Raw genomic sequence first — 20000 nt, 5'->3', positions numbered from 1 at the left:
TTTTATAATTTCGATCATATACACTTTAAGTTATTACCTATGTCTACACCCTATATTCCAACCCTGGATCTTGGTTCTTACATTGATGGAACTGAACAGCAACGTAAAAAGTTCTCTGATGAACTGGGAAGAGCTTTTAATGATTCAGGTTTTGTAACCATTACCAACCATGGTTTAAGCCAGGATCTGATTGACAAATTATATCAGAATATACAGGCTGTATTTGGTTTGCCTGCAGACCAGAAGGCTCAGTATGAGAAACCTGAGCTTGCCGGCCAGCGCGGATATACCAGCCCGGGAAAAGAAACAGCCAAAGGTGCAAAAACTGCCGATCTGAAAGAATTCTGGCAGATCGGACAAACAGTTACTGATGGCGACCCGATTAAATTCCAGTATCCTGACAATGAATTCCTGGAAGAGATCCCTGAATTTAATGAGGTCACCAATGAGGTGTACCAGAAACTGGAGAGCAATGGCAAGCACCTGTTGAGAGCGATCGCTACATACCTTGAACTGCCGGTGGATTATTTTGATGAACATGTACATAACGGAAATTCTATATTAAGGGGCATACATTATTTCCCTATTGAAGATCCGGATGCCCTTCCTGATGATGCTGTACGTGCAGGAGCACATGAGGATATTAACCTGATCACGCTGCTGATCGGCGCCAGTGCCGACGGACTGGAGGTGCTGACCAGGAATGATGAGTGGCTGCCTATCAAAGCGCACCATTCTGATATTGTAGTGAATGTAGGCGACATGCTGCAGCGTTTAACCAACAATAAGCTGCGTTCTACTACGCACAGGGTGGTTAATCCGCCAAGGGAACTGATGAAGACCTCACGTTTCTCTGTGCCTTTCTTTCTGCACCCGCGTTCTGATATGGACCTGACCAGCCTTGACTCCTGTATTGACGAAGAACACCCGAAACTGTACAGCGATATGACTGCCGGGGAGTATCTTGATGAAAGATTAAGGGAAATTGGATTGAAAAAATAGGCCTGCCTGCTTTCCGGGGGCCGCATTTGCATCGCCGTAAAATACCTTTAAAAGCAAAAATCCGCCAGTATCAAATGATGCTGAGCGGATTTTCTGTTTATTTACCTGAGCCTTCTATCGGGATCGAACCAATGACCTACTGATTACAAGTCAGTTGCTCTACCAGCTGAGCTAAGAAGGCTTTAAAACCGGTTAATTCCTTAACCGGCTGCAATGATAAAAGAATTGATCCTGAATACAAAATGTTTTTTAATATTCCTGGCCGCTGCAGTGATATCCCCCTGTGGGAGAGCTACAAAAATTACAAGCCTTTGTCGATCGCGCTGTTGATCACCTCCTGTATGCGGGAGCGGATACCCATCTTTACCAGCTTGTCTGTTACGCCCGGATTAACGCGGTTAGACAAAAACACATAGACCAATCCCCTTGAAGGGTCTACCCAAACGGCTGTGCCGGTATAACCGGTATGTCCAAAAGTTTGAGGTGAAGCGGTTGCAGATGGATATTTCTTTGCCAGATCAGGGTCCCAGCGGTCGAAACCCAATCCTCTTCTGCTCACATTGGACTGTTTGGAGGTGAAGGTGGTCACTGTTTCGGGTTTAAAATACTGCTGCCCGCCATAAGTACCTTTGTTCAGCAACATCTGATACATGATGGCCATGTCATTAGAGCTGGCAAACAGACCGGCATGTCCTGAAACTCCGCCGGCGAGTGCCGCACCCTGGTCATGCACATATCCTACCAGCAGGGTTTTCCTGAAATACGTGTCCTGTTCTGTTGGGATAATCTGGTCGCGGCTAAACCTGTTCCTTGGTAAAAACCCGGCAGTCTGCATTCCCAGTGGGTCGTAAAAGTTTTCCTGCGTATATTCATTGAGCTTTTCGCCGCTCACATGTTCTACAATTTCACGCATCACATACATGCTGATATCGCTGTAAACATACTGGCCGCGGGTGCGGATAGGTGCATTCAGCATTCGCGGCCACATGACATCCCTGAAATAATCTTTTCTGATAAAATATCCGTCGGCCACCTTTGTAGGGTATGCTGCAGATGAATCTGAGCTGTGATCGGTAGGTTTTACGCTGTCATGAAAAGGGATGTAAGGGATAAAACCTGCCTGGTGCAGCATCACCTCCCGTACCGGGATATTGTTCATTGCCGTAGTTCTGGCCAGGGCGATATAAGCACCGATGTTGGTGTCCAGTTTAAGTTTGTTCTCTTCTACCAGGCGCATCACCATTGGGGTAGTGGCCGTAATCTTGGTTACCGAAGCCAGATCAAATATATCCGTAATCTTATCCGCCGGGCCGCCATAGGTATGGCTGCCATAGGCTTTGTTAAAAATCACTTTACCGTCTTTGGCTACCAGTACCACCATTCCCGGCGCTGCATGGGCATTGATGGCTTCTGCAGTAATGTTATCGATCTCGCGGAGGTTGTCCGAATTTACACCTGCATCTTCGGGCAGGGTATATTTCAAGCGGGTGGCTAAAGTGCTGAACCCGGAACCTATGGTATATTTTCCTGAAACGGCAGTAGTGAGCTTATTGCCGGCAGCTATTCCACCGAAAATGACCTGCGGAATCAGTGCCGCTGCTTCGGGGCTGTATTGCTGCGACCATACCAGTGGAGCATTAATGGCATCAAAAGCTGCCAGTGATTTTTGTTCGCCATACAGGGCGATCACTACCTGTTTGTTTTTGGAAAGGGAATTGATGAAATTGATGTACTTCGCATTTGTGGCCTCCTGGCCGGCAATAGAAATGATTACCGTATTAAACAATTTCAGGTCATCTTCCAGTTTATACAGGTCTGCCGAAGGCTCATAACCTGCCGAACTGAAGGAGGTGATTTTGCTGTATTTATTGAGCAGGCTGTCTGATATGGCCTGAAAGCCGAAATCCAGGCTTACCGAGGCAATGGTTTTCTCATTGAGCCCGGTAAAAGGAACCAGTGCCGACTGGTTATTTAGCAGTACGGTGCGCTGAATAATGGTGGTATTGAGCTTTAACAGATCTTCATTTTTCTGGTGTTCCTGGGCGCAGGCGCCGAGGCTGAAAATGGCAGTGAGGCAAATGATGAAGCTTTGCACAAGGTTGTTTTTTAACATAAAATAGGTTAGATCATTCAAAACGTTAAAGATATAAAAAGCTTATGCCGCCTTCGTCACGAAATGGTATTTATAATCAAAAGATTTATGTATAAGGCTTATTTTCGTTAAATTAGCAACCTTTACGAAGGAGATAAATGTCAGATATAATACAACTTTTACCCGAGAATGTTGCCAATCAAATAGCTGCCGGAGAGGTAGTTCAGCGGCCGGCATCGGCAGTAAAAGAGTTAATGGAGAATGCGATAGATGCGGGGGCAAATAAGATCCAGCTGATCCTGAAAGATGCGGGAAAGGCATTGATCCAGGTAATAGATAACGGATGTGGAATGAGCGTAACCGATGCACGCATGTGTTTTGAGCGCCATGCTACTTCGAAGGTGCGCAAAGCAGAAGATCTGTTTGCCATCCGTACGATGGGTTTCCGTGGTGAGGCTATGGCTTCTATTGCGGCAATTGCACAGGTTGAAATGAAAACGCGCAGGCATGAAGATGAACTGGGAACTTTGATTGAGATTGAAGGTGCTACGGTAACCAGACAGGAGCCTGTGGCTACGCCTGAAGGCACGAGTATCTGTATCAAAAACCTGTTTTTTAACACTCCTGCACGACGTAATTTCCTGAAGAGCAATCCGGCAGAAATGCGCCATGTAATTGATGAGTTTCAGCGGGTATCGCTGGCTAATCCGGCTATTGCCTTTAGCCTGCACCATGATGGGCTGGAGATTTTCAGGTTGCCTTCGTCGGCATTAAAACAGCGTATCATCCATTTATTTGGCAATAATTATAACGAGCGCCTGATCCCTGTAGAGGAAGAAACGACGATCATTAACCTGAAAGGGTTTATCGGCAAGCCCCAGTTTGCCAAAAAGACGCGGGGGGAGCAGTTCTTTTTTGTAAATAACCGCTTTATCAAAGATGCTTATCTGAACCATGCGGTGAATAAAGCTTATGACGAGCTGCTTGGTGAGGATAACTTTCCTTTGTACGTGCTTTTTATCGATATCGATCCGGCAAAGATTGATGTGAACGTACATCCTACAAAAACGGAAATCAAATACCTGGATGAAAAGTCTATCTATGCGATTATCCACTCTGCGGTAAAACGGTCGCTGGGAAGGTTCAACATCAGCCCGACGATTGATTTTGACCAGGAGACGGCTTTCAGCGGCATGATCAGTCCTAAGTCGCTGGACGAGATTGTACCGCCGAGCATCAGTTTCAACCCCGATTTTAATCCTTTTAGTGAGGAGAAAGCACCGGAGCGCTCTGAGCGTGGCTTTACGGCTTACCGCTCTAACGAGAACAGGGAACAAAGTACCAAAAACTGGGGATCACTGTACGAGATTGCCAACCACCAGCCGGTAGAACAGGTGGCCATGGAATTGCCGGGCAACGGGCCTGATGATAAATACGCACCGGTACAGAAACAATTGATGCAGCTGCATAATAAATATATCATTTCGCAGATTAAATCTGGCCTGATGTTAATTGACCAGCAGGCGGCACACGAAAGGATCCTGTATGAGCGTTTTAGTCTGCATTTGGAGGATAGGAAGGGCGCGTCGCAGCAAAGCCTTTTTCCGCAGACCGTAACGCTGAGCCCTAATGATTATGAGCTGGCAAAAAGCTTGCTGGAGGATATCAAGAGCCTGGGATTTGAAGTAAGGGAGTTTGGTAAGCATACGCTGGTCATTGAAGGTATCCCTGTAGACCTGGGCAGTAACCAGATCAACGAAACACAGCTTTTTGAACACCTGATCGAAGGGTTTAAAAATTCGCAGCAGGAGCTGAAGCTGGATAAAAGGGATGCACTGGCCAGAAGTATGGCCAGGAACAGTTCCATCAAGAGCGGTGTGGTACTGGGGCAGGAAGAAATGAATATGCTGATTGAACAGTTGTTTGCCTGTAAGGCACCAAACTTTAGCATCAGCGGTAAACCGGTGATCCAAACCATGTCACTGACAGAACTGGACAAAAAATTTGATAAATAAAGAAAATGAATAATATCCACATACCTCCTGTTGTTAAAAACCTGCTCATTATCAATGTGCTGTTCTTTGCGGCAAAATATGTTTTTGAATCGAAGGGAATAGAGCTGGGTTTTTATCTGGGGGCTTTTTACTTTGATTCTCCGCTTTTTAAAATCTGGCAGCCGATTACCTATATGTTTATGCATGGCGGTTTCACGCATATCTTATTTAATATGTTTGCGCTTTATACCTTTGGCTCCGTGCTTGAAGCGCACTGGGGGGCAAAACGTTTTATTAATTTTTACCTGATCACCGGTCTTGGCGCACTGGCGCTGCAATGGGGCGTACAGGCATTTGAGGTTTACCAGATCACGGGATCTGCGATCAACCCGGATGCGGTGACGATAGATCTGTACAAAGGCATGTCGTCGCTGAACCTCACAGGTATCAGCCCGGAACAGGGGCAGACGCTGCTGGGGATTTATTCGGGGCCTATGATTGGTGCCTCGGGTGCGATATTCGGCCTGCTGGTTGCTTTTGGTATGCTTTACCCTAACGCGGAACTGTATATCATGTTTATCCCGGTACCGGTAAAAGCCAAGTACATCATTCCGGTGTATATCTTAATTGAGTTGAGTTTGGGCGTGGCCAGTGTTGCGGGCGACTCGGTAGCGCATTATGCGCATCTCGGAGGGGCGCTGCTGGGCTTCATTTTAGTGAAAATTTGGAAGGACAAAAATACATTTTACGACTATTATGACTAAGAATAATCTTTTAGCAGATCTTAAATACAAAGTCTTCCGCTCCGGGAACCCTGTGTTTTTTTATATCGGGATCAATACCATTGTTTTTGTAGCCGTAGCACTTTTTGGGGTCACGTATTTTCTGGCAGGGAATACGAACATCCGTTTCCTTGACTATGCAAAGGAGTATTTTGCCTTTCCGGCGGCATTGCCAAAACTGCCTTTCCGTTTTTATACGGTGCTGACGTACCAGTTCCTGCACGAAGATATCTTCCATATCCTGTTTAACATGTTATGGCTGTTCTGGATGGGGAACATCTTCATTGATTTTTTAAAACCCCGGCAGTTCCACTTTGTATACCTTACCGGGGGTATCATGGGTGCCTTGTTCTTTGCACTTGCATTTAACACCTTTCCGCCCTTTGTGCCAATGGCATTTGCTGCAACGGTTATCGGCTCTTCTGCCTCGGTGATGGCTATAGCGGTAGCGGTAACTACACTGCTGCCTGATTACACCATCAGCCTGATGTTTATCGGCACGGTAAAACTGAGGTATGTTGTACTGGTATACCTCCTGATTGATCTGATCGGAATAGGTTATGCCAATCCCGGCGGAAGTTTTGCGCATCTGGGTGGTGCATTTATGGGCTTTATCTATATTAAAATGCTGCAAAGCGGGCACGACTGGAGTGCTGTTTTTAAGGCAAAGCCAAAGTTAAAGGTGGTTAAAAATCCGGCAGCAAAAGCCGGGGCGAAAAATAACAGCGCCAAGGTAAACGAGAAAGAAATTGATATGATCCTGGATAAGATTTCCAAGTCGGGCTATGATAAGCTGAGTAAAGAAGAGAAGGAAACCCTTTTTAAGGCGAGCAAAAATTAATGAAGAAACGCAGAATCACATTTTTCACTAAGATATACCTGCTCCTGGGAATTGTACTGGCCTTTGCGCTGGTACTTGGCATGATTGCGGGTAAATTTGATCCGCGTGAACATGCTTTGATTGCATTTTTTGGGTTGGCCTATCCTTTTTTGCTGCTGCTGAATGGGCTGATGGTGATCTTCTGGCTGATGCGCCGCAGGATTATTTTTGCGCTGATCACCGTCGCGGTGATTGCTTCGGGCTGGCATGCGCTGATTGCTACCGTAGGTTTTATCGGTGAAGCCGGCAAAGGCCCAAAAACCAGTCCTGATCTGGTACGGATGATGACGTACAATGTGCATAGCTTTAAACCCTATGGCGAAGACAACAATGAGTCGGTAAAGCAGCAGATGCTGGCCGTGGTAAAAAATGAAGACCCGGATATTATCTGTTTCCAGGAATATTACTCGCGCCGGAAAGGCCCTTTTGATATTACAGACAGCCTTAAACATATGTTAAAGACCCCCAACTATTATTTTATTCCTACTTCAGAGAATAACTATGAAGCGATGGGGCTGGCTATTTTTTCGAGATATCCGATTGTAGACCAGGGTACAATCTCTTTCAGTACCAACCACGGGGGCAATGCGAGCATCTTTGTGGATATTATGGTGAAGGGCAGAAAGGTTAGGGTTTATAATGTCCACCTGCAGTCGATATCATTTGATAAACAGGATTATGACTACCTGGACCAGGTAAAAAAGGATATGGAGGCAAAGCTTACACCTGCAAAACGTATTCTTAGGATGCTCAAAGCCGCTTTTGCAAAGCGCAGTGCTCAGGTTGACATTATGAAAGCGCATATGAAAACCTGCAAAACGCCGTTTTTGATTGCCGGCGATTTTAATGATACTCCCGCTTCGTACGCCGTGACGCAGCTGACCAAATCATTGAATAATTCTTTTGTTGAAGAGGGCACAGGGCTTGGCCGTACATATAATGGGAAATTTCCTAATTTCCAGATCGATTATATCTCTGCTACCAAACCCATAAAGATTGTAAACCACAGGATTATCCAGGCCCGGTTATCAGACCATTTCCCGGTAAGAAGTGACATTAGGATCAATTAATATATTGGTAAATCTTTACCTTTGCCAGTCGGGATCTGAGGATTGTCCCGCGAAAATTGTAACGTTGCCGGATATACCCGGGCGAAACGACATATAAATTACGAAATAATATAAATACCGATGGAAAACGGCTTACAGCTATACAATACCCTTACCCGCAAAAAAGAAAACTTTGAGCCCCTGCATGGCGACCATGTGGGAATGTATGTTTGCGGGCCTACTGTTTACAGTGATGTGCATTTGGGTAACTGCCGTACTTTCATCTCTTTTGACCTGATCTTCAGATATCTGAAATATTTAGGTTATAAGGTACGTTATGTGCGCAATATTACAGATGCAGGTCATCTTGAGGGCGACCGTGACGAGGGTGATGATAAGTTTGCAAAACGCGCAAAACTGGAGCAGCTGGAGCCAATGGAAATTGTTCAGAAGTATACGCTTGGTTTCCACGATGTACTGCGGATGTTCAATACCCTGCCGCCAAGTATAGAGCCAACCGCTACGGGCCATATCATTGAGCAAATTGAAATGATTACCGATATCATCAAAAATGGCTATGCCTATGAGGTTAACGGGACGGTATATTTTGATGTGGAGAAATATAACAAGACTTATAATTATACGGTACTGACCAACCGTAACCTGGATGATATGATGGCGAACACGAGGGAGCTTACCGGTCAGGACGAGAAACGCGGGAGGCTGGATTTTGCGCTGTGGATCAAAGCCAAGCCGGAAACGCTGATGCGCTGGCCTTCGCCCTGGGGAGTGGGTTTCCCGGGCTGGCATATTGAATGCTCTGCCATGAGTGCCAAATATCTGGGTGCAGAATTTGATATCCACGGGGGCGGAATGGACCTTGCGGCAACGCACCATACCAACGAAATAGCACAGTCTGAGGCTTGTTACCATAAACACCCTGCCAAGTACTGGATGCATACCAATATGCTTACGGTAAATGGATCAAGGATGTCTAAGACTGCGGGTAATGGCTTTATGCCTTTACAGTTGTTCAGCGGCGAGCATCCTTTGCTTAAAAAAGGATACAGCCCGATGACGGTTAAGTTTTTCATGCTGCAGGCACATTACCGCAGTACGCTGGATTTCTCCAATGATGCACTGGATGCTTCTGAAAAAGGGTTCAGGCGCCTGATGAATTCGCTGAGCTTACTGGATAAACTGACGCCAACTTCAGATGTAAGTGAGTTTAACATTGCAGTGATCAGAGACAACTGTATCAAAGCCATGAATGACGACTTTAACAGTCCGGTAGTGATTGCAGAGTTGTTTGAAGCCGCAAGAATTATCAATACGGTTTATGACGGTAAAGGCAAAATATCAGAGCGGGAACTGGATAACTTAAAGCACCTGATGCAGGAGTTTGTATATGATATCTTTGGCCTGAAGGACGAAGATTCTTCCAATACCGAACTGAACGATGTGCTGAACATGGTGATCGATATCCGCAAAAGCGCGAAAGAGAATAAGGACTATGCTACCTCTGATAAGATCCGCATCGGGCTTCAGGATATTGGTATCCAGTTAAAAGACAGCAAGGAAGGCACTACCTGGAATAAAATATAATTTAATATTACCTATCTAAAATGATCAATAAAATAATCTGCACCCTGTTGGCTGCAACAATCACGCTTGGGGCATATGCACAGCGTACTGACGGTACTACCAAATCGTTATTAAAAGCAGAACAGGAATTTGCCGAAGCAGTGGCAAAAAATGGTGAAAGATCTGCCTTTAACTCTTTTAGTGCCAATAATGCATTGGTGTTCAGGCCAAATCCGGTAAATGCAAAAACTTATTTTGCAAACGAGCCGGGCACTAAGGATTTAAGCTGGACTCCTGACTACGCAAGGGTATCGCGCAGTGGCGACTGGGGCGTAACCAGCGGGGCATATGTGGTTGAGGGTGCTTCTAAAGCTTACGGAGAATATTTGTCTGTATGGAAAGCAATCAATGGAAAATGGGAGCTGGTTATTGATATCGGTGCTTCCCATAACAAACCGCTGCATCCGGTTGTGAACAGTTTTGTAGAAGCTAAGGATTATTTTAAACCTCAGTTTCTGGGGCCTAAACAAATCGCTGCAGGTAAGGAGATTATCCTGACCACAGAAAAAACGCTGAGCGCAATGATTAAATCTCATGGCATCGGTGCATTTGGCGGCTTTTTGAATCCGGATTCGAGGGTGATTTTCCCGGGATATGAACCGATCATCGGTAAAGACAAAATCGTAGCATTTTATAACAGCGTGATGGAAAGGGTAACCTATAAAACTACGGATGCTGATAAGGCAACAGGCGGGGATTTGGCTTATACCTATGGCGTGGCTACGGTAGATTACAGGACTGATCTGAAAGAGACTTTCAATTATGTGTTTATCTATGAGCGCCAGCCCGACCGTAACTGGAATCTGATTGAGCAGATTTATACACCTACGGCGAAATAACACTGACATGTTCTCCGCTGAAAACGACCAGGTTGTTCAGGGCCTCCCGGGATGGGCAGCCTTGTAGCAGCCTGGTTTTTTTTCAAGATAAAGATGTGGGATGGTACTTCTATAATTAACCTATTTGAATGATGATGAGAACAAAGATATTACTCGTGCTGGCTATTGCCTTTACCTTTCAGCGTGTGAATGCACAGACCTTCGACAAGCAGGGGAACAGGGGAGCCCGCGGCTTAATGCCGGAGAATACAATTGCGGGAATGCTGAGGGCTCTTGACCTTGGTGTAACTACTTTGGGAATGAACGTGGTGATCTCTAAAGACAATCAGGTGGTGCTGTCGCATGAGCCTTATTTCAATAACGAAATCAGTTTAACTCCTGCAGGGAAAGCGATAGCACTGAAAGATGAACGGAGCTATAATATGTATCATATGGACTATGCAGAAATCAGGAAGTTTGATGTAGGCAGCAAACTGCATACACGCTTCCCGGGACAGCAAAAGTTTAAAGCCTATAAGCCCTTGCTTTCTGACGTGATTGATTCTGTTGAAGCCTATGTAAAGCTGCATAAACTGCCTAAGCCAAATTATGGGATTGAGATCAAAACTGTACGTAAGGGCGATTTGGAATTTCATCCGGAACCGGCAGAATTTTCACAGCTGGTGATGGATGTGGTGAATGCGAAGAAGATCAGTAAGCGCACGATCATCCAGGCCTTTGATATCAGGAGCCTTCAATATGTGCATGAAAAATATCCCAAAATTAGGACTGCGCTGATGATTGATGAAAAGGAGGATTTTGAGAACAATATCAAAGACCTTGGATTTAGCCCTACGGTTTACAGCCCATATTCAGTGCTGGTGGGCAAAGGACTTGTAGACCGCTGCCACGCTGCGGGGATCAGGATCATCCCCTGGACGGTAAACAGCCCAAAGGAGATGCAGTACATGGTGGGCTTGGGCGTGGACGGTATCATTACAGATTATCCCAATCTCTTTTCGCGGGTTGATCTTCCTGTGAAGAAGTAAATTACGGACGCTTACAGCGTAAACTTATTATGCGTTAGTTTAAAGCCAAGGCTTTCGTAAACTTTGATGTTCTCTGCTCTTTTTTTGTTTGAGGTCACTTCAATGCTTTTTACGTTCTGGCTTTGCGCAGAATTTATCACATAATTCATCAGGAGCCTGCCCACTCCTTTGCCTCTGGATTTTTTGCTGGTATAAAACTCCTGTATTTCGGCAACCAGTCCGTTATGATGTAAAAGTTTGTGCGTATGCAGGCTTATAAATCCAATTCCTTCTGTTTCATCTTCTGCAAGAACATACAGCCAGTTTGGATTGTGGAGATTTTCTTCGAAAATTTGCTGAAACTGTTTGTAATCAAGCACTTCATCTTCGAGTTCACAGATGAACCTGTAGATTGCGGGTAAGTCGGACATGTTTGCTTTTCTAACTTTTATATTGTTTTCTATCATCCTGCTGTTTTTTTCTTCTGATTTAACGCGCTTACTGCGGTTAAGTTATAAATATGCTAAAAGTATGCTATAAAAGCGTGACAAATGTCAACGTGAGATTGTACGATATGACTTCGTTTGTGCTGCACGTTTGTAGCCACTTTTGTTTAGGCACTGGGTTAGTCAGCGGCACAGTCTTAAACTCATATTTTAAAGAAGATGAAAACTCAAAACAGTCAGCCAGATGTTATTTACTATCAGGATGCCAGCAGCCTGGCACAAATGATCCGTAAACGCGAAATTTCTCCGGTAGAAGTAGTACAGGCACACCTTGATCGTATAACAGCCCTTAACCCGGAAATCAACGCTATCGTTACTGTAGCGGGGAATGCACTTGAAGCTGCCCGTGCTGCTGAGGCGGCAGTACTTAGAGGCGATGAGCTGGGGCCTTTTCACGGGGTGCCCTTTACTGTAAAAGATTCTATTGACACTGCCAATATTTTAACTCAGCGCGGCTCTCCGATCTTCAGGGGGCGTAATCCTGAAGATGATGCCACCAGTGTAGCGCGTATGAAACAGGCCGGTGGTATTTTGTTAGCTAAAACTAATCTTCCTGAATTTTCCTACTGGATTGAGAGCGACAATTTACTCAGCGGCAGGTCTAACAATCCCTGGGACCTTAGCCGTACCCCTGGCGGATCGAGCGGTGGTGAATCCGCTGCCATTGCTGCGGGCATGTCGCCAATAGGATTGGGTACAGACCTTGCCATATCCGTGCGCGGGCCGGCCGCTCAAACAGGTATTGTTTCCCTTAAGGCTACACATGGGCGGGTACCAATGACAGGTGTATGGCCGAGGGTACCACGACGTTTCTGGCATGTAGGGCCAATGGCGCGCAGCATCCGTGATCTTTCACTTGCCTTCTCCGTACTTGCAGGCCCTGATGGCCTTGATGGATATGCTTACAGTACCGCACAATTTGATGCGGGAACAGGCAGCGCTCCCAATCGTCAGCTGAGAATTGGCTGGCTGGTAGAACCGGGTTTCGGACCTGTTGATCCTGAGGTGGCCGCTACAGTTGTTGCTGCTGCCGAAGCACTAAAAAGTATGGGTCTTGTTGTAGAGCCGGTACGCATTCCGGCACTGGAGCGTGACTTTGCCCTGGACGTATTTAACAGGCTGCATGTGATGGAAATGAAAGAGGCTTTCAAAGAAGCTACTGCCGGCCGGAGTGAACACGAGATTTACAGGATGGCAAAAACGATGCTTTCGCTGCCGGATACCTCTATGGCAGACTTTATTGATGCTGAGCAGGGAGCAGAGCGGCTGCGTGATGGCTTTGCCGCATATTTCCAGAAATATGATGTACTGCTAACTCCGGTATTGCCTGTTCCCGCACATAAACATGGTGTGGAGGAGTTCATTATTAATGGGCAGAAAGTGGATGCTACTTATTTGCAGGGGGCAACTGTGCCATTAAATGTTACTGGTTTGCCGGGGATTTCTATGCGGTTTGGCACCAGTACTGAGGGCTTGCCGATCAGCGTGCAGGTGGTGGGCAGCTGGCTGGCAGAGTCTACTATTTTACATGTAGCGTCGCTACTGGAAAGTGTAAGCGAAGTACGCGGTCTTCATCCCAATATATAATCACATTTATTACTAGCAATTCCTGATGATGAATTAACCCCGGGATCCTCCATATTTACTACCTTTGCGTAGCATGTTTGAAGTATTCGAAAAATATTTACGTGAGTGGGTTGATATTTCTGATCAGGAATTGCAGGTGATGAAGACGGCGGGCAGGGAAAAAACATTACGGAAATGGCAGTCGATCCTCCATGATGGCGAAGTGTTAAAGTTTAATTGTTTTATCACCAGCGGTGTTTTCAGGCTTTACCGGTTTGATCAGGGCGGAACCGATCATACCGTTAGATTTGCGATTAAGAACTGGTGGATTACTGATCAGGAAAGTTATAATCTTGGCAAGCCCTCAGCGTACAATATCGAAGCACTCGCGGCAAGCACTGTTCTCATTTGGACGAAAGAAAGCTGGGAAGAATTAATGGCTGGAATTCCGGCATTAAGGTTATTCAATGAAAAACTGCTGGCCAGGGCCTATGAAGCAAGTCAGCGGCGCATTTTTTCTTTAATCAGCAGCTCTGCAGAAGAAAAATATATTGAATTTCAAAAAACATATCCCGAAGTATTTGATCAGGTGCCGCTGCATATGGTAGCTTCTTATTTAGGGATATCAAGGGAAACTTTGAGCCGGATCAGGAAAGAATATACAAAACCTAATTTACCTCCGGTGAAATAAAGTCCCTGCTAACGTTAGGCTCTGCCATTCTTACCAAGGGTACCCCGCTAAGTTTATTCATCAGATTTGGGATGCTTCTTCGAAAGTAAGCCGGCTAAGAGGCAAACCTGGGAGCCTGTTATACCAGCTTTGGAGTCAAAATAAGGACCATTTGCATCATCAGTTATAGCTTGCCCTGAATTCCAGGGGAGAAAGGTTTGTTTTTGATTTGAATAATTTACTGAAGGACTGCGGATGCTCAAATCCCAGTTGAAAGGCAATCTCGCCTACGGTGAGGTTGCTTATCGTTAACACTTCCTTGGCTTTTTTTTCGATCAGTCTGATGTGAATATGCTGTTGCGTATTGTGCCCGGTCAGCGATCGCAGCATATCGCCTAAGTATTTTGGGGATATGTTTAACTGGTCAGAAAGGAACTGCACTGTTGGCAAACCGTTCATCAATGCCGTTTTGTCGTTAAAATAATTGTCCAGTATGGTGTCCAGTTTCTCCAGCAGGGCGTTATTCAATGGCTTGCGGGTGATAAACTGCCGCTTGTAGTAGCGCTGACTATAATTGAGCAGCAATTCAATCTGTGAGATCAGTACATCCTGGGTAATATCGTCTATAGAGGTTTGCAGTTCTTCATCAATATTTTTGCCGATGGTGCTGATGATTTTATTTTCTTTACCCGCCAAATGCAGGGATTCATTTACCGAATAAGAGAAAAATGCATACCGTTTGATTTTGGTATCCAATGCGTAATTCCGTAAGAAGTCCGGATGGATCAGCAGGGTAAAACCTAAACTTGATTCGGCCGATTCAATAGCCAGCAAGGGTTGGCCGGGTGAAGTAAAAAACATACCTCCCTCTGCAAAGTCGTAGGTGGTTTGTCCGTATCTCATCCTGCAGCCCGCTGATTCATTGTAGGTAATGTTGTAAAAGTCCATCACAAAGGGATGCGCCAGCATCTGAGGCGTTATTTGTGTTTTACTGTAGTCCAGCATGCTGATCAGGGGATGGAGAGGCTGGGGCAATGCAAAAATGCGGTGCATTTCTGATATAGAATGAAAGACGCGTATTTTATTCGGCTGTTCCATATTCAATTCCTTGCGGGTTAATGCAGGTAAATATCGCGAACAATATCTACCTGCAATGTAATTTTTATCAATCCGTTACAATGAAAGCATTTGCACCAGTCCTGCTCTGAAAGCTTCATCGCCTCCGGCAAGACGCTGTGCATACAAGGCCTTTGCATCTTCTCCGCATACGTATCTCAGTTGATTTGTTCCGTCAGTTGCGGCACCATACACCACCTCTGCGATATGTTCCGGTTTTGAGAAATTTTCATTTGGTGCAATGGCGGTCATAAATTTGCCCATCAATGATGCGTAAGCGGGATGTTGTGCAATTACCATACGTTCTCCGCCGCTGGTAGCAACCAAGCCGGGTTCAATCGTTTTAATGCCAATGCCAACTTCACGCAGTTCAAACGAAAGGCTTTCACTCCAGCCTTCCAGTGCCCATTTGCTGGCATCATACATTGAACTTACAGGAAATCCCATCAGGCCTGCAGAAGAACCTGTGGTGATGAAAAGTCCTGAACCTTTTTCCCTGAAGTAGGGAATGAAGGCCTGGGTAACGCGAACCACGCCAAAGAAGTTGGTTTCCATCAGATCAACAATTTGTTCATCCGTAGTGCTTTCCAGTATTCCCAGCAAGGCGTATCCTGCATTATTAAATACAACATCTATATCGCCCAGTGCCAGGGCTTTTTCTGCTGTTTCTTTGATCTGTGCCGGGTTAGTTACATCTAAGGGAAGTAAAGTCACATTGCTTAGCAGATTGAGTTCTTTTTCGTTTTCAGGTGTACGCATAGTTGCGATCACGTTCCAGCCTTTTTCTGAGAAGAATTTTGCTGTTGCCTTGCCTATGCCTGCCGATGCTCCGGTAATAAATATTGTCTTTGCCATTTGTTAGTTTTATGTTCAAACAAATGTCAGTTCTTCGCGCAGATTGGTTGTAGTGAAACCGGAGTATGTTGTAGCCAAAATGATAAGGCGACTGAAAATGAAAAAAAACTATTTTGATATTAAAAGCGCTGTGATTTTTTTGATGTCCCCACTGGTAACTCCAACTTTGGCCAATTCATTAAAATCTTCCAGAAACTCATCTTTAAAGGTAAAATCCGGGCCTTCAAAAGGCTGGTCTTTAAATTTGATGTAGAGCGCCCGGGCCTGGCGGTAATGGCCCTTTAATAGAAGCAGAAGGGGCAAATTGGCGAGAGGATATTTGTACTGAGGATCATATTTCAGGCTTTGGTCAAGGTAATGTTCAACGCCATTAAGCTGATTGCTGACGATGCTGTACCAGGCCAGGCTATTGTAATGATGGGACATCTGCAGTTTGACCAGACTGTCTGGCGCGACTTTATAATATGCAGAATCCAGGGCAACAAGATTGTAGTAATGGGCGCGTTTCTCTACGTTTGACTCCAGTAATGAAATTTTAAATTTTGAGAAATACCTCTGGTATTCTTTGAGTTTTTCGGAATTTCCGGATTTTGATATTTCACGAACCAGAGAATCAGCTCTCAGCTGATCTTTTTCCTGCAGGTAAAACTGGTAAAACGTGGATATATCCCGGGGGCTGTTTCCTTTGATCAGAGCAGCGATGTGGTGCTTTTTTGCGTTGAATTGGTCTTTCAGGGTGTCTGTTTCAAATTTACCGGCTGTATCAAATTTTATAGTTGCATGTGCACCGGATTTCGGAGTACTGAGAATTAGTATCACAAATAGTAGTAACAATCTGATTTTCATAATGCAATTAACTAATTAATTCATGCTTACGATAGCATTGATTCAAAACGCATAGATCTTCGGATTTCTACAGCAAATTCTTAATGATTTTCTCTATGGAAAGCCCTTCAGCTTCTGCGCGGTAATTCCTAACGATCCTGTGACGTAGGATCGCTTCCGCTACTGCCTGCACGTCCTCAATATCCGGTGAATACTTTCCTGATATCGCCGCATGGCATTTAGCTCCAAGGATCAGGAACTGAGAAGCCCTTGGGCCTGCACCCCAATTTACGTACTGATTGATTTCTGCTGTTGCCAGCGGACTTCCCGGACGGGTTTTACCAGTAAGCTTCACCGCGTATTCCAAAACATTATCCGTTACAGGAATCGTCCTGATCAGTTGCTGAAAGTACTGGATCTGCTCGGCATTGATAAGTTTGCGCAAGCTGACAGTATCGCCGCCGGTAGAATTCCTGACAATGGTCATTTCATCGGCAAAACTGGGATAAGTGAGCTGGATATTGAACATAAAGCGGTCTAGCTGTGCTTCGGGAAGAGGGTAGGTGCCTTCCTGTTCAATAGGGTTTTGGGTGGCTAATACAAAGAATGGTTTTGGAAGGATATGTTTAAATCCTGCAGCAGTAACTGCCTTTTCCTGCATGGCTTCGAGCAAAGCGGCCTGCGTTTTCGGCGGAGTCCTGTTGATCTCGTCTGCCAGTACGATATTAGAAAAGACAGGGCCTTTAATAAATTTAAAGTTCCTGTCTTCTCCTAAGATCTCTGCGCCGATAATATCACCGGGCATGAGGTCTGGTGTAAACTGTATGCGGTTAAAATTAAGGTCCAGCACATCTGCAACGGTTTGTACCAGGAGCGTTTTCGCTAATCCCGGAACGCCCACCAGTAAACAGTGGCCATTGCTGAAGATGGAGATGAGCACAGCTTTCACTGCTTCATCCTGACCGATAACGACTTTACTGATCTCATTTTTTATATCAACATAAGATTGGTGCAGGGCATCAACTGCCGCGATGTCGTTATGGTATGCTGTCATCTATTTTGTTTCTGTGGTAGTTTCAGGCTTGGTCCAGATTTTTAGTTCACTGCAATCCTGGTAATCGCTATCGATCCTAATGTAAGTGTTCTTTCTTCTTTTTTCAAACCATTCGCTCATTACGCGGTCACTTTTTTGTTGCTGTGCTTTGTCTTTGAACTTGGCATAATCCTGGTCCAGGTTTCCTTTGTGGGCCGGAACGCTCGCTTTGAGGAATACGATCTTAAAGCCTTCTTTTCCGTCCTGTCCTGTAAAAGGTACCGGTTTAGAGATCTCGCCAACTTTCATGGTATCAATCACCTGATAGATCTTAGGGTCTAACTTATCTGCAGGGATAAAAGTTGTTCTTGCAGTGACGTTATCCGAGAACAGGATCATACCGCCGTTATACTTGGATTCTTTATCGGCAGAATACAATGAAGCAGCAGTAGAGAAACTCAGTTTTTTACCCAGGATGTTAGTGTAAATACTATCTGCATGCAGTTTTGCACGATCTAAACTTTGCGGCGTACTTTGCGGGCGTACCAGGATATGGCGTGCATGCACCTGCTCACCTCTTCTCTCCACAACCTGCAGGATGTGAAAACCGAAGTCGGTTTCGAATACAGGTGAAAGTTCACCCGGTTTAAGTTTAAATGCCCAGGCAGTAAATTCTTTAGCCATCTGGGTACGGTCAAAGAAACCCAGGTCGCCACCTTCTGCGGCAGATCCCGGATCTTCAGAATATGTTTTTGCGAGGAAACCAAAGTCTTCACCGCTTTTTACACGGAGCCTGATGGCATCCAGTTTATCCATGTACCTTTGTTTTTCAACTTTAGTGAGTTCCGGGTTAAGTGTGATTTCTCCTACTTCATATTCTGCAGGGATGTCCGGTAAACTGTCTTTTTTATAAGACTCGAAATATTTTTTTACTTCTGATGGCGTAACGCTCACTTTTTCGGTGATCGTACCCTGCATCTTGTTGGCCTGAAGCTGGTCTTTTACATCCGGTCTCAGCTCATCCTTATACTGCAATACAGATTTGTTAAGGAATTCTTCCAGTTTGTCCTGTCCGCCGGCACGCTGGATCTGGTAACGCATCCTTCTGTCCAGCTCATCATCTACCTGTTTATCATCTACCATCACAGAGTCGATGTCGGCCTGTTGTTTCAGCAGGTGCTGTACAAGCATTTGCTGCATGATGTAACACTTTACTTTCTCATCTACAGGATTACCAGAGTTCAGGTACATCACGTATTGCTGATTGAGTTCAGATAATAAGATCACGTCACTTCCAAGTACCGCTATTACCTTATCTACGCTTTTGGTCTGAGCCTGTACATTCATTATAAACAAGAAGAGCAACCCGCTTGCCATCAATAAAACTTTCTTCATTATACTTTCTTCAATTATTTATTTGCAAATTTACTATTATTCAACCATTTGTAAAGCGTATCATTTCGCCAGCCTGTTCAGCAGGTTCTGATCCATGGTTATTTTATATTTGTTCCTGAGCGATGTCACCCAGTCGCACTCAATTTTCTTCTGATAATCTGCCGCTACTTCAGTTTGTACCTCGTCATATGGTTTCGATAAATACTGTTGCCTGTGGGCATTATAATATTCATGAACGGCATCTTCATCCTCGCCAACCCTGTCCCAAATTTTTACCTGTGAAATATTGAACAGCAGCAGGGCTTCCTTATACTCATTGATCACCAGCGAGTAATCTGCTTTTTGCGCTTCGGGCGGCATAGACGACAGCAGGGCGGATTCATAGTTTTTTGTATCCGAGAGATAAGTGCTGTCCTGGTCCATTCCGGCGGCGCGTGCATCCTCAACCTTAAGTTTAAAATCAATATAGATATTCAAAAATGAGATCAGCTCTGTGAGCGTAGGCTTGGTAGTGCCGGGACGGTGTTTTTTATAAACCCAGACGAATTCTTTCTGACTGATGGGATTGCTGTTTACAACAGCAACACTTTGTGCAACAGTACTGAAATAGAAAAAACAGAGAATAATAATACAGCAGGTTTTTCTCACAAAAGATGTACTAGGGTATTTTTAAGGTATAAAAGTAATAAATAAAGGCGCTATAATAGGATATTTAACTAATTTTAACACAAAAAATATTCGCAAA

At 44.9% G+C, this 20000-nt stretch carries 18 protein-coding genes and 1 tRNA gene; 10 read left to right on the top strand and 9 right to left on the bottom strand.

Annotation, left to right across the window (positions count from 1 at the left end; translation table 11 throughout):
* The first annotated feature begins 39 nt into the window (after positions 1 to 39).
* Positions 40 to 1002, top strand: a complete 963-nt coding sequence (locus FN831_RS11950) for an isopenicillin N synthase family dioxygenase (RefSeq protein ID WP_142528439.1) — start codon at positions 40 to 42, stop codon at positions 1000 to 1002.
* A gap of 108 nt (positions 1003 to 1110) precedes the next feature.
* Here the strand turns inward: FN831_RS11950 and FN831_RS11945 are convergent.
* Positions 1111 to 1183: transfer RNA gene (locus FN831_RS11945), tRNA-Thr, on the bottom strand.
* A 120-nt stretch (positions 1184 to 1303) separates the two neighbouring features.
* Positions 1304 to 3115, bottom strand: coding sequence for a serine hydrolase domain-containing protein (locus tag FN831_RS11940; protein WP_142528438.1), 1812 nt, complete (start codon positions 3113 to 3115; stop codon positions 1304 to 1306).
* Positions 3116 to 3252: 137 nt separating this feature from the next.
* Here FN831_RS11940 and mutL point away from each other — a divergent pair, with 137 nt between their 5' ends.
* From mutL to FN831_RS11905, 7 genes are all read left to right on the top strand, one after another.
* The gene (gene mutL, locus FN831_RS11935) at positions 3253 to 5109 is read left to right on the top strand and encodes a DNA mismatch repair endonuclease MutL (protein ID WP_142528437.1); all 1857 of its coding nucleotides are present in this window, start codon (positions 3253 to 3255) and stop codon (positions 5107 to 5109) included.
* A gap of 5 nt (positions 5110 to 5114) precedes the next feature.
* Positions 5115 to 5852 carry a rhomboid family intramembrane serine protease gene (locus FN831_RS11930; RefSeq protein WP_142528436.1) on the top strand — a complete coding sequence of 246 codons (738 nt, stop codon included), beginning with the start codon at positions 5115 to 5117 and terminating at the stop codon, positions 5850 to 5852.
* Complete coding sequence (locus FN831_RS11925) at positions 5845 to 6711, top strand: rhomboid family intramembrane serine protease (RefSeq protein WP_142528435.1); 867 nt, start codon at positions 5845 to 5847, stop codon at positions 6709 to 6711. The genes FN831_RS11930 and FN831_RS11925 overlap by 8 nt, the downstream gene beginning before the upstream one ends.
* Positions 6711 to 7820, top strand: coding sequence for an endonuclease/exonuclease/phosphatase family protein (locus FN831_RS11920; RefSeq protein ID WP_142528434.1), 1110 nt, complete (start codon positions 6711 to 6713; stop codon positions 7818 to 7820). Before FN831_RS11925 ends, FN831_RS11920 begins: the two co-directional genes overlap by 1 nt.
* Before the next feature lie 120 nt (positions 7821 to 7940).
* Positions 7941 to 9404, top strand: coding sequence for a cysteine--tRNA ligase (gene cysS, locus FN831_RS11915; protein WP_142528433.1), 1464 nt, complete (start codon positions 7941 to 7943; stop codon positions 9402 to 9404).
* A 20-nt stretch (positions 9405 to 9424) separates the two neighbouring features.
* Positions 9425 to 10282 (top strand): nuclear transport factor 2 family protein, encoded by an 858-nt coding sequence (locus tag FN831_RS11910; protein WP_142528432.1) that lies wholly within the window; start codon positions 9425 to 9427, stop codon positions 10280 to 10282.
* A gap of 128 nt (positions 10283 to 10410) precedes the next feature.
* Positions 10411 to 11310 carry a glycerophosphodiester phosphodiesterase family protein gene (locus tag FN831_RS11905; protein WP_142528431.1) on the top strand — a complete coding sequence of 300 codons (900 nt, stop codon included), beginning with the start codon at positions 10411 to 10413 and terminating at the stop codon, positions 11308 to 11310.
* An 11-nt stretch (positions 11311 to 11321) separates the two neighbouring features.
* On the opposite strand, the gene FN831_RS11900 is transcribed toward FN831_RS11905, so the two are convergent.
* Entirely contained in the window at positions 11322 to 11756 is a 435-nt protein-coding gene (locus FN831_RS11900; RefSeq protein WP_142528430.1) for a GNAT family N-acetyltransferase, read from the bottom strand.
* 198 nt (positions 11757 to 11954) lie between these two features.
* Between FN831_RS11900 and FN831_RS11895 the strand changes: the two genes are divergently transcribed.
* Both FN831_RS11895 and FN831_RS11890 read left to right on the top strand, forming a co-directional pair.
* Entirely contained in the window at positions 11955 to 13382 is a 1428-nt protein-coding gene (locus FN831_RS11895; protein WP_142528429.1) for an amidase, read from the top strand.
* Between the two features lie 73 nt (positions 13383 to 13455).
* Positions 13456 to 14052, top strand: a complete 597-nt coding sequence (locus FN831_RS11890; RefSeq protein ID WP_142528428.1) for a Crp/Fnr family transcriptional regulator — start codon at positions 13456 to 13458, stop codon at positions 14050 to 14052.
* 159 nt (positions 14053 to 14211) lie between these two features.
* On the opposite strand, the gene FN831_RS11885 is transcribed toward FN831_RS11890, so the two are convergent.
* From FN831_RS11885 to FN831_RS11860, 6 genes are all read right to left on the bottom strand, one after another.
* The gene (locus tag FN831_RS11885) at positions 14212 to 15129 is read right to left on the bottom strand and encodes a helix-turn-helix domain-containing protein (protein WP_142528427.1); all 918 of its coding nucleotides are present in this window, start codon (positions 15127 to 15129) and stop codon (positions 14212 to 14214) included.
* A 75-nt stretch (positions 15130 to 15204) separates the two neighbouring features.
* Positions 15205 to 16002 carry an SDR family oxidoreductase gene (locus FN831_RS11880; RefSeq protein ID WP_142528426.1) on the bottom strand — a complete coding sequence of 266 codons (798 nt, stop codon included), beginning with the start codon at positions 16000 to 16002 and terminating at the stop codon, positions 15205 to 15207.
* Between the two features lie 108 nt (positions 16003 to 16110).
* Entirely contained in the window at positions 16111 to 16848 is a 738-nt protein-coding gene (locus tag FN831_RS11875; RefSeq protein WP_142528425.1) for a hypothetical protein, read from the bottom strand.
* Positions 16849 to 16915: 67 nt separating this feature from the next.
* Positions 16916 to 17881 carry an AAA family ATPase gene (locus tag FN831_RS11870; RefSeq protein WP_142528424.1) on the bottom strand — a complete coding sequence of 322 codons (966 nt, stop codon included), beginning with the start codon at positions 17879 to 17881 and terminating at the stop codon, positions 16916 to 16918.
* The gene (locus FN831_RS11865; RefSeq protein ID WP_142528423.1) at positions 17882 to 19255 is read right to left on the bottom strand and encodes a peptidylprolyl isomerase; all 1374 of its coding nucleotides are present in this window, start codon (positions 19253 to 19255) and stop codon (positions 17882 to 17884) included.
* Positions 19256 to 19315: 60 nt separating this feature from the next.
* Positions 19316 to 19903 (bottom strand): hypothetical protein, encoded by a 588-nt coding sequence (locus FN831_RS11860; RefSeq protein ID WP_142528422.1) that lies wholly within the window; start codon positions 19901 to 19903, stop codon positions 19316 to 19318.
* Positions 19904 to 20000 lie beyond the last annotated feature (97 nt).

The organism is Pedobacter westerhofensis, assembly GCF_900182595.1.
Classification (GTDB): domain Bacteria; phylum Bacteroidota; class Bacteroidia; order Sphingobacteriales; family Sphingobacteriaceae; genus Pedobacter; species Pedobacter westerhofensis.
This window is presented reverse-complemented; position numbering and strand designations above follow the sequence as displayed.

Coding starts and splice junctions, on each gene's coding strand:
- FN831_RS11950 (WP_142528439.1), top strand. CDS start 40: ATGTCTACACCCTATATTCCAACCCTGGATCTTGGTTCTTACATTGAT.
- FN831_RS11940 (WP_142528438.1), bottom strand. CDS start 3,115: ATGTTAAAAAACAACCTTGTGCAAAGCTTCATCATTTGCCTCACTGCC.
- mutL (WP_142528437.1), top strand. CDS start 3,253: ATGTCAGATATAATACAACTTTTACCCGAGAATGTTGCCAATCAAATA.
- FN831_RS11930 (WP_142528436.1), top strand. CDS start 5,115: ATGAATAATATCCACATACCTCCTGTTGTTAAAAACCTGCTCATTATC.
- FN831_RS11925 (WP_142528435.1), top strand. CDS start 5,845: ATGACTAAGAATAATCTTTTAGCAGATCTTAAATACAAAGTCTTCCGC.
- FN831_RS11920 (WP_142528434.1), top strand. CDS start 6,711: ATGAAGAAACGCAGAATCACATTTTTCACTAAGATATACCTGCTCCTG.
- cysS (WP_142528433.1), top strand. CDS start 7,941: ATGGAAAACGGCTTACAGCTATACAATACCCTTACCCGCAAAAAAGAA.
- FN831_RS11910 (WP_142528432.1), top strand. CDS start 9,425: ATGATCAATAAAATAATCTGCACCCTGTTGGCTGCAACAATCACGCTT.
- FN831_RS11905 (WP_142528431.1), top strand. CDS start 10,411: ATGATGATGAGAACAAAGATATTACTCGTGCTGGCTATTGCCTTTACC.
- FN831_RS11900 (WP_142528430.1), bottom strand. CDS start 11,756: ATGATAGAAAACAATATAAAAGTTAGAAAAGCAAACATGTCCGACTTA.
- FN831_RS11895 (WP_142528429.1), top strand. CDS start 11,955: ATGAAAACTCAAAACAGTCAGCCAGATGTTATTTACTATCAGGATGCC.
- FN831_RS11890 (WP_142528428.1), top strand. CDS start 13,456: ATGTTTGAAGTATTCGAAAAATATTTACGTGAGTGGGTTGATATTTCT.
- FN831_RS11885 (WP_142528427.1), bottom strand. CDS start 15,129: ATGGAACAGCCGAATAAAATACGCGTCTTTCATTCTATATCAGAAATG.
- FN831_RS11880 (WP_142528426.1), bottom strand. CDS start 16,002: ATGGCAAAGACAATATTTATTACCGGAGCATCGGCAGGCATAGGCAAG.
- FN831_RS11875 (WP_142528425.1), bottom strand. CDS start 16,848: ATGAAAATCAGATTGTTACTACTATTTGTGATACTAATTCTCAGTACT.
- FN831_RS11870 (WP_142528424.1), bottom strand. CDS start 17,881: ATGACAGCATACCATAACGACATCGCGGCAGTTGATGCCCTGCACCAA.
- FN831_RS11865 (WP_142528423.1), bottom strand. CDS start 19,255: ATGAAGAAAGTTTTATTGATGGCAAGCGGGTTGCTCTTCTTGTTTATA.